This is a genomic window from Sulfurovum sp. (assembly GCF_036568385.1).
Lineage (GTDB): Bacteria > Campylobacterota > Campylobacteria > Campylobacterales > Sulfurovaceae > Sulfurovum.
On the sequence record NZ_DATCSP010000014.1, the window covers coordinates 1 to 12,855 of the forward strand.

A 12,855-nucleotide genomic window follows, 5' to 3' on the forward strand; every position below is an offset into this window, starting at 1 on the left:
TTCATCAAACTTCCCCATACTGTTGAGTTTGGCACGCAAAAACTCGTCATCAAGCGGTTTCTCTTCCACGGAAAGTGCTTCCATCGCAGCAAAGACATGCTGGTGAAAAGGAAGGTAAAAATCATGCGGTTTGAGCTTGGCTGCGATCTCTTCATAGATCTCAGGGTCAAACACGATCGCCGAGAGCACGGCCCTTTCTATGTTCAAGTTGTACATATGTTCCATCAAAACTCCCCACTTCTCATTTAGTAGAATTTTCCGAAGCGAATTTCTCTACTTCCTGGACAAATCGCTCTACCAGTTCGTTTTCGGGCAGTCTGGCCACCACTTCGCCTTTGAGCATGATCAGTCCGGACCCTTTGCCGTACGCTATCGCCACATCGGCATGTTTGGCCTCTCCTATCGCGTTGACCACGCAGCCCATCACAGAGACATCCATCGGTGTTTTGATATGCGCCGTGCGTCTTTCTACTTCTGCCACCGCGCTCACGAGGTCCGCTTCTATACGTCCGCAGGTGGGACAGGAGATGATGTTCAGCCCCTCTTTCATCCTGCCGCTGTCTTTGAGTATGGCTTTACCGACCTTGATCTCTTCTTCAAGCTCGCCGGTGATGGAAACCCTCATCGTGTCCCCTATACCGTCCAGCAGCAGGGCACCCAGCCCTATCGCGGACTTGATCGTCGCATGAAAGACCGTTCCTGCTTCCGTCACACCCAGATGGAAAGGGTAGTCGTTTCGGGGACGCAGCATTCGGTAGGCATCCACCGTTCTGTCCACATCGGAGGCTTTGAGGGAGACTTTGATATCCGTAAATCCAAGGTCTTCCAAGAATTTGATGTTGTACTCGGCAGAGGCGACCATCCCCTCTGCTGTCGCGCCGTACTTCAGGTCGAACTCTTTTTCCAGCGAGCCAGCATTCACCCCTATGCGTATAGGCAGGTTTCTCTCCTGGCACGCCTTGACGATCTCTTTGATCCGCGATTTCTCACCGATATTCCCCGGGTTAAGCCGTATGCAGTCCACCCATTTCGCCGCTTCGAGCGCCAGTTTGTAGTTGAAATGGATATCTGCGATGAGCGGCAGGGAGATCTGCTCCTTGATGGCTTTGAGCGCCAAAGCATCCTGCATCTCAGGCACAGCCACACGCACCATATCCGCCCCCGCAAAATGAAGACGGTTGATCTGCTCTACGGTCGCTGCAACATTATGCGTATCGCTGTACGTCATAGACTGCACGGAGATAGGCGCATCACCGCCCACGGCCACATTGCCGACATAGATCTTTTTGGTTGGATACCGCTCCTTCATTGGTTTTCCTCCAATGAAGAGAGTGAATAGTGAATAGTGAATAGTGAATAGTTAGTCATTTAAGTTCTCTTTTGTTGTATTGATACTGCTTGTGAGCATTTTAATGAGTTCTTCTACATCATCAAAAATACTTTTTGACATGGGTTCGGTAAGATACTTACAATCTGTAAGCAATCTGATCCAATATCGACTCTCGTTTGCTTCTTTTAAAGAAATATACATTTTATTGATAAAATCTGCTTTTGACTGCGCATATTGTGCCTCAGCCACTAATGCGCCGATCGCCGTGCCTGAACGCAATAATTGTCTGCTTAATGTATATTCTTTTTGCTCTTTTGTCAAATATGCACTAAGTTTAACAATTCTAATAGCAAATTTATAACTTTTATCAGCCAATATACTCATAAAAGATTCTACCAAAAAAATCCACTATTCACTATTAACTATTCACCATTCACTTTGAATTTTCCTCACCCCTCGTTCCTCACTCCTCACTGTCAGGAAAATTCAACGGGGTCAAAATCTATCTCTATCTCCCTGCGATCTACCTTATGCAGCGCCTTGAGCAGGGGAACGCGGCTCTTGGCTCTCAGCAGGATGTTGAACCGGTATTTGTTGGCTATTTTCTCGACCGGCGCTTTGCCGTGCCCTACGATCTCGACCTCTTTGAACGCTTTAAGTTTCGTTACCGTATCGAGCGTGATCTTGCCTGCTTTGGTCTCATCCTTGTGTGCGATGAGTATGCGTGCCAGTGAAGCGAAAGGCGGGTACTCGGCCATCTCCAAAAAGGCCAGCTCATCCTTGATGAAAAGTTCGTAATCGGCCAGATAGGTTTGGAAGAATTCCGGATCCCCTGTCTGCACGATGACCTCGGCGGCGTGTGCACGGCCGCTCCGTCCTGCGATCTGGAACAGCAGCGACATAGCCCTCTCCCTTGCCCTGTAATCCGCAAGCCCCAGGATATAATCCAGTCCCATAATGATGCTCAGCGTGATGTCCGCATAATCATGGCCTTTGCTCAGCATCTGCGTGCCCAGAAGCAGCTGGCTCTCTCCGCTCTCAAATCGCTTCAAAGCCTCTTTGAGCTTGTTGGCGGTCGTGATGCTGTCCTTGTCGAACTGCTCGATCTTGATGCCTTCCACCGCTTCCGAGATCACTTCCATCGCTTCCACGGTTCCCATACGCTCGCTCTTGAGCGGTGTATGCCCGCAGTGGGTGCAGGTGTCTCGAATGGGCTCTGTGTAGTTGCAGTAGTGGCACTTGAGATGCCTGTGTTTCCGATGCAGTGCCATCCCCACAGAACAGAAAGGACAAAGGTGCGTCTTCCCGCAATTCTCACAGTAGAGGTACTTGAAGTTCCCCCGTGTCGGAAGGAACAACAGTGACTGTCCGCCCGCCTTATAGTGCCGGTCTATCGCATCCAGGATCGTCTGGTTGATGCTGTCTCCCGGAATGAAAGTGTACTTTTTCTCTGTCTGCACATAGGGTCTGTCGAGCTTGACGACATCATACTTATGGTACGAACCCATCGAAGGTGTCGCCGAAGCCAGTACCACTTTGGCACCCAGTTTGCTTCCCATCAGCACCGCCACATCGCGCGCATGGTAGCGGGGACGCGTCATCGCCTTGTAGCTGTCATCGTGCTCCTCATCCACCACGATGAGCCCCAGGTTGGACAAGGGCACAAAGAGTGCAGAGCGTGCGCCCGCCACTATGCGGACCTCACCCTCTGCGATACCTTTTAAAATAGATTCTTTTTTCTTTTTGGTCAGCTTGGAGTGCCACATGGCCACATGCTCGCCGAAATAGACCCTGAGGCGTTTTTCCATTTGCGGTGTCAGTGAGATCTCCGGCATCAGGAAGATGGAGGTTTTACCCTCTTCCAGCATCCTGGCCATCAGCGAGATAAAGATCTCCGTTTTCCCAGAACCCGTCACACCGAAAAGCAGCGCTTTCTCTTTTTGGAGAAGCTGCTCGTACGCTTTTTGCTGGGATGGAGATAATGTCGGCAGCACAGCACTTCCCGTAGGGGAGGACCCCCGTGTCCTCCCGTTGGATGAGATAAACATTTCAATTTCATCATCAGCCCAAGGGTCGACACGGGGGTCGACCCCTACAATATATGGCATGAAAAGGGAGAGTGCTTCGCTCAAAGAGGAGAAATAATACTCGGAGATGAACTTCGCTATCTCCATCTGCCCGCTGCTGTAACAGCGCTCTGAAACAGCAGCGATCTCTGCGGTTTCAAACTCGGGTTTTTCGACCTCTTCCAGAATAACAGCCTCTTTGAGGGTGGTTTTCAGAGGTACGGAAATAACCGAACCCTTCGGCAATGGATCTTGAGAATGATAGGTCAAGCTTGGAGCGCTTGACCTAAGAAGAAGTATGTGATAGTAGTACAAATTATTGGGTTAAGAGCCGGCAGTTACTGTCTTCCGCATCGCAATCAAAACGGTTACTATCTAATGTGAATTCAACGGTTCCGGATGTAGGCATATGATAGGTGTAGGTGGTACCCTCCACACTCCAGCATCCTGTTTGCCCATTCGAACAAGCTGGTACAGCATATTCCAAGACAGGATTCGCGTTACCATCCGAATCATCGCTAAAGTTCGTAAATGCCCCTGTCCCTCCATTATTTAAACTGGTAATAGCTGTAAAATCCCCGCGTAATATACGTTTCTGCCTTTCTGTAGCAAGCGCACTGCGGACTGATCCTATGGTTGCGATCGCCTTTGTAATGGTCGCATCATCTCGGGTAGCCGCTAGTTTGGGTACAGCGATCGCTGCCAATATGCCTATCACCACGATGACGAAGATCAATTCTATCATGGTAAATGCTTTTTTTGAAGGTGTTTGCATCTTTATCCTTTTTAGATGGTTAAAAGTAATTTTACTCTTTAGCTTTATATTATATCACAAATAGTTTTGATTCATACTCCATACGATATTTTTTAATATATTTTATTGTAAATGAAAGTTATTTATGAAAATTTATTTTATGGGGTAAATAATATATTTGCAGATTTTTTGCTATGAGCATTCCCAAGCAAATTGCTTGGGAACGCGCACATAAGGCTATTACGGATTAACGTGTAACCGCTGAACCACCAAGTTTATGATCTTTCGTGTCACCACCAGTCATACCGATAATAGCAGGATCAGCTAGAACACCGCCACACACTACAGATGTACCCGTGCCTGCTTCATAAGTCACCTTACTACCATTCTCATCCGGTGTGATAGTTAAACATACTTCACCACCTGTTTCATCACATAAAACAAAGGCTTGACCCGCTACCGTAGTTCCATCCGCTGCTGGTCCAGTACAGTCAGTACCGAGCGTTACATTTGTTACTTCTTGAACTGTTGCAGTATCTTTCCAATATGTATTACCTTTGGCTGTATAGAATGCTGTCATATCACCTAAAGTAGTTCTTGCATTCGCAATAATATTAGAGATTCTTGCATCATCTCTTGTTGCTGCCAATTTAGGTATCGCTACCGCTGCCAAAATTCCGATAATTACAATTACAAAGATCAACTCGATCATTGTGAAACCGCGTCTCATGTTAGTCATGAATAACTCCTGTTTAAATATTTTTCGTACCGATTCAATAATCGGCCAAGAAGCATTTTACCTCTACAAAGCTTCAAGATATATGAAAAAACCTTTTAAATTATAAAAATAATGCTATGATATGCTATATTTAAATATTATATTTGTTAATAGATAAATAAATTACTTAGTAGAGAGGGACAGACACTTGCATGCTGATAATAGAACCAACCCTGCCATGAGAGCGGGATGGACCATGATAGAACTGATATTCATTTTGATCATTATAGGGATACTTGCAGCCGTTGCCATACCAAGACTCATGGCTACAAGAGATGATGCAAAACTTTCTGCTGATGTCTCCAGTATGGCCATATGCATCAGAGATATGGGCACACTGTATACTGCAACTAACGTTACTTTGACTGATATCAATTCAACTGCCTGTGACAATATAGAATGCTATACCATAGAGGTCAATGGATCGCAGATGCGTGTCGACCTAAATGCGAGCGGCGCTGATTATTGTGATGATATAGAAGCTGTAGGCGGCCACCTTGTGAAAACCTATCAGTTTTCAGGGCAAACCGTCACACGATAGTACAATTAACAAAATATAAAAGAAGGAAAATCATGCAAAAAGAATGGTCATCATTTCGGATCACACTGTTACTTTATATTCTCGTGCTCATACTCCCTGTGAGCTTTTACCTGGTCTATGCCTCATTCAAGACGATACAGAACGATACTTCCATCGTGTCTCAGACAAGCCGGTTTGGAGGTGCCATAACAACCCTTTCAGTTGATCCCAAAAGTCCGACTTTGAAACAGACGATCAGCCATGCCGATGCCGACCTTCAGGATATCTCTACTTGGGTGAAGCAAAATGAAAGATCCGAGCTCTACATAGGGGCAGATTCCCTTGCTTCGGACTTTGCACAGGTCGCTGCATGCTGGAACAGTTACAAAACGGGTCTATCCACTCAAGACAGCGACAGGGTCCGTGAGCAGGCACTTGAATGCCGGGAAAAAGCAGATACGCTTGCCATCGTCATCGAAAAAATGGTCTATCTGAAGCAGAGCAAAATGATCAACCTCTTCTATTTTGCTTTGGCGGTGGCGATGCTGCTTACCCTGCTGATCATTTATATGGTGAGGTTGTATATCCATCAACAGATGAGAAAACATACTATCTATGACCATGAAACCAGGCTCTTCAACAAAAAATACTTTATGGCAGAACTGAAAACAACATGCAGCAGATCTGCGCGGCATGACTATCCGCTTTCACTGCTTACTGTCTCCATCAATGAGTTTGAAAAAGGGAATAACGCCTTTACCAAAGGCGTACAGAGAAATACACTGAAAGCATTTGGCACCTTGATCCGTTCTGTGATGCGTGACAGTGATATTGCCTGCCGGTATGATGAAAATACATTCTTGATCTTGTTGCCATTTACAGAAGCAGAAAGCGCACTGCACCTAAAAGAACGCATACAGCACGTACTGGAAAAAGATAATTGGATGGTATCCAACAAAATATCATTTGATTTTGGCACGACAGAGTTCGATAAGAAAGAATCGGAAGAGGCATTTCTGCAACGCTCTTTAGAACTGTGACTTCAGCGGGTACCCAAAACGGGTATCCCAACGGCTGAAGATCTTTTATCTATAAACCATCCAGGGTTTCGATGAGCAGTTCGATCTCATCTTCATAGGAGGTGGCCTGCTTTGCCAGACGCAGGTAGGCTTTGAGCAGTTTGTCGGGTTTGTTATCCTGCTGCAGGTTCACCCCTGCTTCCTGGAGATCTCTATTGACAAAATCCGCAAAGGCATCTTCCAGTTTGATCTCATAGCGATTTCCTGAAATCGTAAGTCCTACGTTCTTCATGGTGTTCCTTTAGGTGATTAGGCCAGGAGTGACTCGACCTGTGCGATGATCTTCTCTATCTCTGCATCTTTTTCTTCAAGTTCACGCTTGAGCGCTGCGATCTGTGACTCTTGTTCGCTTTGAGATCCGGACACATTCGCAAGCTCTGCTTTCAGTTGTGCATTCTCGCTTTTAAGCGCCTCATGATCCGCTTTCCACTGTGTGATCTTTTCCTGTAATTTTTGCAATGCTGACATTTTATTCTCCATAATTTCTTTGTGTTATAATAGCAAAAGAATTAGAAATTAGAAATTAGAAATTAGGAATTGAGAGAAGAATGCAGAAAAATAATATCTTATATGATAAAAGTTATGCCTTTTCAATACGTGCAGTCAAGCTGAGCCGATATCTTTGTGATGAAAAAAAAGAATATATACTAAGTAAACAGGTCATACGTTCTGGTACAGCCATAGGTGCACTGGTAAGTGAATCAAAGTTTGCACAGTCAAGAGCTGACTTTATGAATAAATTAATGATAGCGTTAAAAGAAGCAAACGAAACACAATACTGGATAAACCTATTGCATGATACGGACTATATCTCAAAACAAATGTTTGACAGCCTTCTTATTGACATCAAAGAAATAGTAAGCCTGTTGGTATCGATCACAAAAACTATAAAAAACAATAAATAAGGGTAGTTAAAAAAATGCAAGCTGTCATTTCTAATTTCTACATTCTAATTTCTAATTGTGCAAAGGGAAAATCATGCCTGACTTTACTGTAGCCAGTCCATACCAACCCGCAGGTGACCAACCACAGGCCATAGAGACACTTTCGCACTCGATCGAAGCGGGGAACCAGTACCAGACCCTGCTGGGAGTGACGGGTTCGGGGAAAACCTACACCATGGCAAAGGTGATAGAGAAGACCCAGAAACCCACCCTGATCATGACGCACAACAAGACCCTGGCGGCGCAGCTCTACTCCGAGTTCAAAAGTTTTTTTCCCAACAACCATGTGGAGTATTTCATCTCTTACTATGACTACTACCAGCCTGAAGCCTATCTGCCGAGACAGGACCTTTTCATAGAGAAAGACTCCTCCATCAACCAGGAGCTGGAACGTCTGCGTCTGAGCACGACCGCCAACCTGCTTTCCCATGATGATGTCATCGTCATCGCTTCCGTTTCGGCCAACTATGGGTTGGGAAGCCCGGATGATTACCGCTCGATCGTGCAGAAACTTTGCGTCGGAGATGAGTACAACCAGAAATCCCTGCTGCTGAGACTGGTCGACATGGGGTACAAGCGCAACGATGAGTTTTTCGACAGGGGCGATTTCCGTGTGATGGGCGAAGTGATAGACATTTACCCTGCCTACTCCGAAGAGTTTGCCGTACGTATAGAGTTTTTCGGCGATGAGATAGAAGCGATCTATGAATTCAACTCTCTGACGGGAGAGAAGGAGAAAGAGCTCAAAGAGATCACCATCTACTCGGCCAACCAATTCATCGTCAGCAAAGAGAAGCTTGCACGTGCGATCAAAAGCATCGAAGAGGAGCTGGACGAAAGACTTGCCTACTATCAAAAAGAAGACCGCATGGTTGAGTACAACCGTCTCAAACAGCGTACGGAGTTCGACCTCGAGATGCTCGAAGCCACAGGGATGTGTAAAGGTATCGAGAACTACTCCCGGCACCTGACAGGGAAAAAGCCGGGTGAAACACCCTACACGATGATGGACTACTTTGAAGCGATGCATGACGACTACCTTGTTATCGTCGATGAGTCCCATGTCTCTCTGCCGCAGTTCAGAGGGATGTACGCAGGCGACAGAAGCCGAAAGGAAGTCCTGGTCGACCACGGCTTCAGGCTTCCTTCCGCACTGGACAACCGTCCTCTGATGTTCGATGAGTATATCCACAAGGCCCCGCACTTTCTCTTTGTCTCGGCTACCCCCAACGAACTCGAACTGGGACTCTCCTCCGCAGTGGCCGAACAGGTGGTACGGCCTACCGGGCTCCTCGACCCGCGCATAGAGGTCATAGACAGCACCTATCAGGTAGAAAATCTCTATGACCACATGAAACCTGTCATCGAAAAAGGGGAGCGAGTCCTCATCACCGTGCTCACGAAAAAAATGGCGGAAGAGCTGAGCACCTACTACAATGACCTGGGACTGAAATGCCGCCATATGCACTCGGACATGGATGCCATAGAGCGTAACCAGACGATACGCTCCCTCCGTCTGGGCGAATTTGACATTCTGATAGGGATCAACCTGCTCAGAGAAGGGCTGGACCTGCCCGAAGTAAGTCTTGTTGCCATACTGGATGCGGACAAAGAAGGGTTCCTGCGCTCTCGTACCGCACTGATACAGACTGCGGGAAGAGCGGCCAGAAATGCGAACGGACTGGTGCTGATGTATGCCAAAAAGATGACCGACTCGATGCAGTTTACGATAGAGACCACCATGGCCAGACGTGAAAAACAGATAGCCTACAATAAAGCCCATGGCATCACCCCCAAAACCACGCTCAGGGAACTCGATACGGACCTTAAAGTGGAAGATGCGGGCGAACTCTATAACAAACAGAGCAAACTGGACAAAATGCCCAAAGCGGAGCGGCAGCAGCTTGTCAAGGAACTCAAGGCCAAAATGCTCGCAGCAGCCAAAAACCTGGAGTTTGAGGAGGCTGCAAGGCTGCGGGACCAGATAGCCAAAATCAAAAAGTTATAGTTTTTCGCTATAATCCTTCTACAATCAACCATGAATCTTCCTGCAAAACAGAGAGACTTCCGTTTTGGAGACTTCCGTTTTGTAGAAAACCCAATATCAGGAAACCACTATGAAAGTAGATTTAAACTCATCACAACTCTATTTTAACCGTGAACTTTCATGGCTGCAGTTTAATTCACGCGTATTGGCACAGGCATTGGATGAACAGCTTCCTCCCCTTGAACGTCTGAAATTTCTTGCTATTTACGGTACCAACCTTGACGAATTCTATATGATACGCGTCGCAGGACTGAAAGCACTGTTGAAAGCACGTGTACAGGAGACCGGGCCCGACAAGCTCACCCCAAGCGAGCAGCTCGAACAGATACAGGCCTACCTGCATAAAGAGCATCAGGTCCTGGAGTCCTGCTATACTTCCATCATCTCGGAACTGCATACCCACGGCGTCAATGTCAAGCACTACGATGCGTTGAACGCAGAAGAGCAGACAGAGATCAGAGAAAAGTTCTTCAACGAGATCTACCCTGTCATCATCCCCATAGCCGTAGATGCCACGCACCCCTTCCCCCACTTGAACAATCTCAGCTTCGGTCTGGCACTGACCTTGACCAATGACTCCAAGCATATCAAGCATGGACTGGTGCGCATCCCGCGCATACTGCCAAGATTTATCCAGCTGGGACAGACCTTCATACCTATAGAGTCTGTGGTCGAGCACTTTGCTTCCGAACTCTTTCCCGGATTCAGCCCGCTCGCTTCCACCCCCTTCAGGGTCACAAGAAATGCCGACATCGAAATAGAGGAAGAGGAGGCAGATGACTTTCTGGAGATCCTTCAGGAAGGTCTGCGCTCACGGAACAAAGGTTCCCTGATCCGTCTTGAACTCCTCGATGGCGCAGACAGCGGGCTTATCAACTTTTTGCTCTCGCATCTCAACCTGGACCATAACGACATCTACCCATACAAAAGCCTTCCTCTCAACCTGGGAAGTCTCTGGGAGGTCGTAGGAGATGATACGCTCTCCCACCTTGTCCTGCCAACCTTTAATTCAAAAACGCTCCCCCCGCTTGACAGCGAGAATATTTTTGAGGCAATAGAGAAACAGGATGTCCTGCTTTACCACCCTTTTGACAGTTTTGACCCTGTGGTACAGTTCATCAAGCAGGCCGCTGCTGACCAGGAGACCGTGGCCATACGTATGACACTCTACCGTGCCGGACCGAAATCTCCGATCGTCAAAGCCCTGATAGACGCGGTACGCGATGGCAAGCAGGTGATGGTGCTCGTCGAGCTCAAAGCACGGTTTGATGAAGAGAACAACCTGCGCTGGGCCAAAGCACTGGAAGATGCGGGAGCACATGTCGTCTACGGTATTCCCGGACTGAAAGTACATGCCAAGATCGCACAGGTCATTAAGCGCAAAGGCACAAAACTTCAAAGCTATGTCCACCTTGCCACAGGAAACTATAACCCCAGCACCGCAAAAGTATATACCGATATCTCCTACTTTACCACCAAAGAGTCCTTTGTACGAGATGCGACACACTTTTTTCATTTTCTTACGGGTTTTTCCACCTATACCAAGCTCGATACCCTTTTCATGTCCCCGACACAGATCAAACCCAAACTGCTCAAACTCATTGAGCAAGAGATCAAGCACGGGCCGGAGGGGCATATCATCCTGAAAGCGAACTCTTTAGTGGATCCCGATATCATCAAAGCGCTCTACATCGCTTCGCAGAAGGAATGCAAGATCGATCTCATCATCCGTGGCATCTGCTGTTTGAAACCGGGGATCAAGGGTGTCTCTGAAAACATCACGGTCTCTTCGGTGATCGGAAAATACCTGGAGCATGCACGGATCTACTATTTCAAGCATGACAAGGTCAGATGCTACGTCGCCTCTGCGGACCTGATGCCCCGGAACCTTGTAAGAAGGGTAGAACTGATGACACCGATCATCGAGGATACCTTGAAACAAAAAATAGAGCAGATCCTGATGCTGCAGCTGGCAGACAATGCCTTGCGCTGGGAACTTCAGGAAGATGGAAACTACACCAAAGTGCCGCCGCTCGGCAAAACCGTGAACAATCATACGCTCCTTGAAGAGTATGCCAAGAAAGTGTATGATAAAACCAAAAAAGAGACGCCGGACTATGTAAGCCGTTTGGCAAATCGCATCCTAAAGGAGAGTTAATGATCATCAAATTTAAAGAGTGGACCCCGAAGATAGGGACCAATGCCTGGATCGCAGAAGGCGCTTCCGTGATCGGGCGTGTGACCATGGGAGAAGATTCAGCGGTATGGTTTGGCTGTGTGGTACGCGGAGATGTGCATCACATCACCATAGGAGACAGAAGCAATATCCAGGACCTGAGCATGGTCCATGTCACCCATCACAAAAAAGCAGATATGTCTGACGGGCACCCTACCGTCATAGGCAACGATGTCACGGTAGGCCACAGGGTCATGCTTCACGGCTGTACCATTGAGGATGCCTGCCTGATAGGGATGTCCGCCACCATACTGGATGGTGCGGTGATAGGAAAAGAGTCGATCGTAGGCGCGGACAGTCTGGTCACAAAGAACAAGGTCTTTCCTCCGAGAAGCCTCATCATGGGGAGTCCTGCAAAGGTCGTACGTCAACTGACGGACGAAGAGGTCAAAGAACTTTACGCTTCCGCTGCCCGCTATGTAGCCTTTAAGAACGAATACCAGTAAATGCATCAGATCATCACAAAAAGTATACAGGACATCCTCTCTATAAATGTCATCCTGTTTGTGCTGAAGATGGGAGTACTTTCGCTGATCCTTACCTTGCTGATGACATGGGGACTGTGGGAGCCCATCAACACTTTTCTCTCATCCTATCTTTCATGGATTCCCTGGGACTGGGTACAGACAACGGGTGCTTCCGTGGCAGCCTTGATCTTTGCCTATATGCTTTTTATCATCACGGTATCACTGCTTACTTCACTCTACAGTGAAAAGCTGCTGATCGCGCTGGCCCAAAAGCACTACCCGGATGTGCCGGTGGTCGGAAGTGCGAAGATCGGTACTTCCCTCATGCTGACACTGAAGGCCAGCATCATTTTTCTACTGCTCTTCATACTTACACTTCCCCTGCTGTTCGTACCCGTTTTGGGACAGGTGGTCGTACTCTACTTATGGTCTGTCTTGCTGAAAGAGCCCACTGTCTATGATGTAGGTTCCCTGTTTATGGATGACAGAAAAAGACTGAAAGAAAAAAAGAAAAGAACAGGGCTTCTCGCAATGGTGGCTTCCCTCTTCAACTATGTCCCTTTGGTGAATATCTTTGCGCCGGTATTTGCACAGATACTCTTCCTGCACCATATGTTAGGGGAGAAAAAGTAGG

General features: G+C 47.3%; 14 protein-coding genes and 1 pseudogene. 7 read left to right on the plus strand and 8 right to left on the minus strand.

Annotation, left to right across the window (positions count from 1 at the left end; all coding sequences use genetic code 11):
- The 6 genes from VIM88_RS01060 to VIM88_RS01085 all read right to left on the minus strand — a co-directional run.
- Nucleotides 1–225 (minus strand): DnaB-like helicase N-terminal domain-containing protein (locus VIM88_RS01060; RefSeq protein ID WP_331861026.1); only part of this gene is annotated, 225 nt, incomplete at its 3' end.
- Nucleotides 226–241: 16 nt separating this feature from the next.
- Entirely contained in the window at nucleotides 242–1,309 is a 1,068-nt protein-coding gene (ispG, locus tag VIM88_RS01065; RefSeq protein WP_331861027.1) for a flavodoxin-dependent (E)-4-hydroxy-3-methylbut-2-enyl-diphosphate synthase, read from the minus strand.
- A 51-nt stretch (nucleotides 1,310–1,360) separates the two neighbouring features.
- The gene (locus VIM88_RS01070; RefSeq protein WP_331861028.1) at nucleotides 1,361–1,714 is read right to left on the minus strand and encodes a four helix bundle protein; all 354 of its coding nucleotides are present in this window, start codon (nucleotides 1,712–1,714) and stop codon (nucleotides 1,361–1,363) included.
- Nucleotides 1,715–1,806: 92 nt separating this feature from the next.
- Nucleotides 1,807–3,711 carry a primosomal protein N' gene (locus VIM88_RS01075; protein ID WP_331861029.1) on the minus strand — a complete coding sequence of 635 codons (1,905 nt, stop codon included), beginning with the start codon at nucleotides 3,709–3,711 and terminating at the stop codon, nucleotides 1,807–1,809.
- A gap of 1 nt (nucleotide 3,712) precedes the next feature.
- Nucleotides 3,713–4,171 carry a prepilin-type N-terminal cleavage/methylation domain-containing protein gene (locus VIM88_RS01080; RefSeq protein WP_331861030.1) on the minus strand — a complete coding sequence of 153 codons (459 nt, stop codon included), beginning with the start codon at nucleotides 4,169–4,171 and terminating at the stop codon, nucleotides 3,713–3,715.
- A gap of 226 nt (nucleotides 4,172–4,397) precedes the next feature.
- Nucleotides 4,398–4,880: a type II secretion system protein gene (locus VIM88_RS01085; RefSeq protein ID WP_331861061.1), complete on the minus strand. Its 483-nt coding sequence runs from the start codon at nucleotides 4,878–4,880 to the stop codon at nucleotides 4,398–4,400.
- Nucleotides 4,881–5,076: 196 nt separating this feature from the next.
- Between VIM88_RS01085 and VIM88_RS01090 the strand changes: the two genes are divergently transcribed.
- Nucleotides 5,077–5,469 (plus strand): hypothetical protein, encoded by a 393-nt coding sequence (locus VIM88_RS01090; RefSeq protein WP_331861031.1) that lies wholly within the window; start codon nucleotides 5,077–5,079, stop codon nucleotides 5,467–5,469.
- A gap of 32 nt (nucleotides 5,470–5,501) precedes the next feature.
- Nucleotides 5,502–6,488: a GGDEF domain-containing protein gene (locus VIM88_RS01095; RefSeq protein WP_331861032.1), complete on the plus strand. Its 987-nt coding sequence runs from the start codon at nucleotides 5,502–5,504 to the stop codon at nucleotides 6,486–6,488.
- Nucleotides 6,489–6,537: 49 nt separating this feature from the next.
- On the opposite strand, the gene VIM88_RS01100 is transcribed toward VIM88_RS01095, so the two are convergent.
- On the minus strand, nucleotides 6,538–6,759 hold the full coding sequence (locus tag VIM88_RS01100) for a hypothetical protein (RefSeq protein ID WP_331861033.1): 222 nt from the start codon (nucleotides 6,757–6,759) through the stop codon (nucleotides 6,538–6,540).
- Nucleotides 6,760–6,776: 17 nt separating this feature from the next.
- Nucleotides 6,777–6,995 carry a hypothetical protein gene (locus tag VIM88_RS01105; RefSeq protein ID WP_331861034.1) on the minus strand — a complete coding sequence of 73 codons (219 nt, stop codon included), beginning with the start codon at nucleotides 6,993–6,995 and terminating at the stop codon, nucleotides 6,777–6,779.
- A gap of 80 nt (nucleotides 6,996–7,075) precedes the next feature.
- Here VIM88_RS01105 and VIM88_RS01110 point away from each other — a divergent pair, with 80 nt between their 5' ends.
- The 5 genes and pseudogenes from VIM88_RS01110 (at nucleotide 7,076) to VIM88_RS01130 (ending at nucleotide 12,854) form a co-directional block, all read left to right on the plus strand.
- Nucleotides 7,076–7,432 carry a four helix bundle protein gene (locus VIM88_RS01110; protein ID WP_331861035.1) on the plus strand — a complete coding sequence of 119 codons (357 nt, stop codon included), beginning with the start codon at nucleotides 7,076–7,078 and terminating at the stop codon, nucleotides 7,430–7,432.
- Nucleotides 7,433–7,505: 73 nt separating this feature from the next.
- Nucleotides 7,506–9,479: an excinuclease ABC subunit UvrB gene (gene uvrB, locus VIM88_RS01115; RefSeq protein WP_331861036.1), complete on the plus strand. Its 1,974-nt coding sequence runs from the start codon at nucleotides 7,506–7,508 to the stop codon at nucleotides 9,477–9,479.
- Nucleotides 9,480–9,585: 106 nt separating this feature from the next.
- Nucleotides 9,586–11,676, plus strand: a pseudogene (locus VIM88_RS01120) (RNA degradosome polyphosphate kinase); the annotation flags it as partial.
- Nucleotides 11,676–12,200, plus strand: a complete 525-nt coding sequence (locus VIM88_RS01125; RefSeq protein ID WP_331861037.1) for a gamma carbonic anhydrase family protein — start codon at nucleotides 11,676–11,678, stop codon at nucleotides 12,198–12,200. The pseudogene VIM88_RS01120 and the gene VIM88_RS01125, both read left to right, overlap by 1 nt.
- Complete coding sequence (locus VIM88_RS01130) at nucleotides 12,201–12,854, plus strand: EI24 domain-containing protein (protein WP_331861038.1); 654 nt, start codon at nucleotides 12,201–12,203, stop codon at nucleotides 12,852–12,854.
- The last annotated feature ends 1 nt before the right edge of the window (nucleotide 12,855 follow it).

Excerpts from the sequence above, each read along its gene's own strand:
- ispG (WP_331861027.1), bottom strand. The coding sequence starts at position 1,309 with ATGAAGGAGCGGTATCCAACCAAAAAGATCTATGTCGGCAATGTGGCC.
- VIM88_RS01070 (WP_331861028.1), bottom strand. The coding sequence starts at position 1,714 with ATGAGTATATTGGCTGATAAAAGTTATAAATTTGCTATTAGAATTGTT.
- VIM88_RS01080 (WP_331861030.1), bottom strand. The coding sequence starts at position 4,171 with ATGCAAACACCTTCAAAAAAAGCATTTACCATGATAGAATTGATCTTC.
- VIM88_RS01085 (WP_331861061.1), bottom strand. The coding sequence starts at position 4,880 with ATGAGACGCGGTTTCACAATGATCGAGTTGATCTTTGTAATTGTAATT.
- VIM88_RS01095 (WP_331861032.1), top strand. The coding sequence starts at position 5,502 with ATGCAAAAAGAATGGTCATCATTTCGGATCACACTGTTACTTTATATT.
- VIM88_RS01100 (WP_331861033.1), bottom strand. The coding sequence starts at position 6,759 with ATGAAGAACGTAGGACTTACGATTTCAGGAAATCGCTATGAGATCAAA.
- VIM88_RS01105 (WP_331861034.1), bottom strand. The coding sequence starts at position 6,995 with ATGTCAGCATTGCAAAAATTACAGGAAAAGATCACACAGTGGAAAGCG.
- VIM88_RS01110 (WP_331861035.1), top strand. The coding sequence starts at position 7,076 with ATGCAGAAAAATAATATCTTATATGATAAAAGTTATGCCTTTTCAATA.
- uvrB (WP_331861036.1), top strand. The coding sequence starts at position 7,506 with ATGCCTGACTTTACTGTAGCCAGTCCATACCAACCCGCAGGTGACCAA.
- VIM88_RS01125 (WP_331861037.1), top strand. The coding sequence starts at position 11,676 with ATGATCATCAAATTTAAAGAGTGGACCCCGAAGATAGGGACCAATGCC.
- VIM88_RS01130 (WP_331861038.1), top strand. The coding sequence starts at position 12,201 with ATGCATCAGATCATCACAAAAAGTATACAGGACATCCTCTCTATAAAT.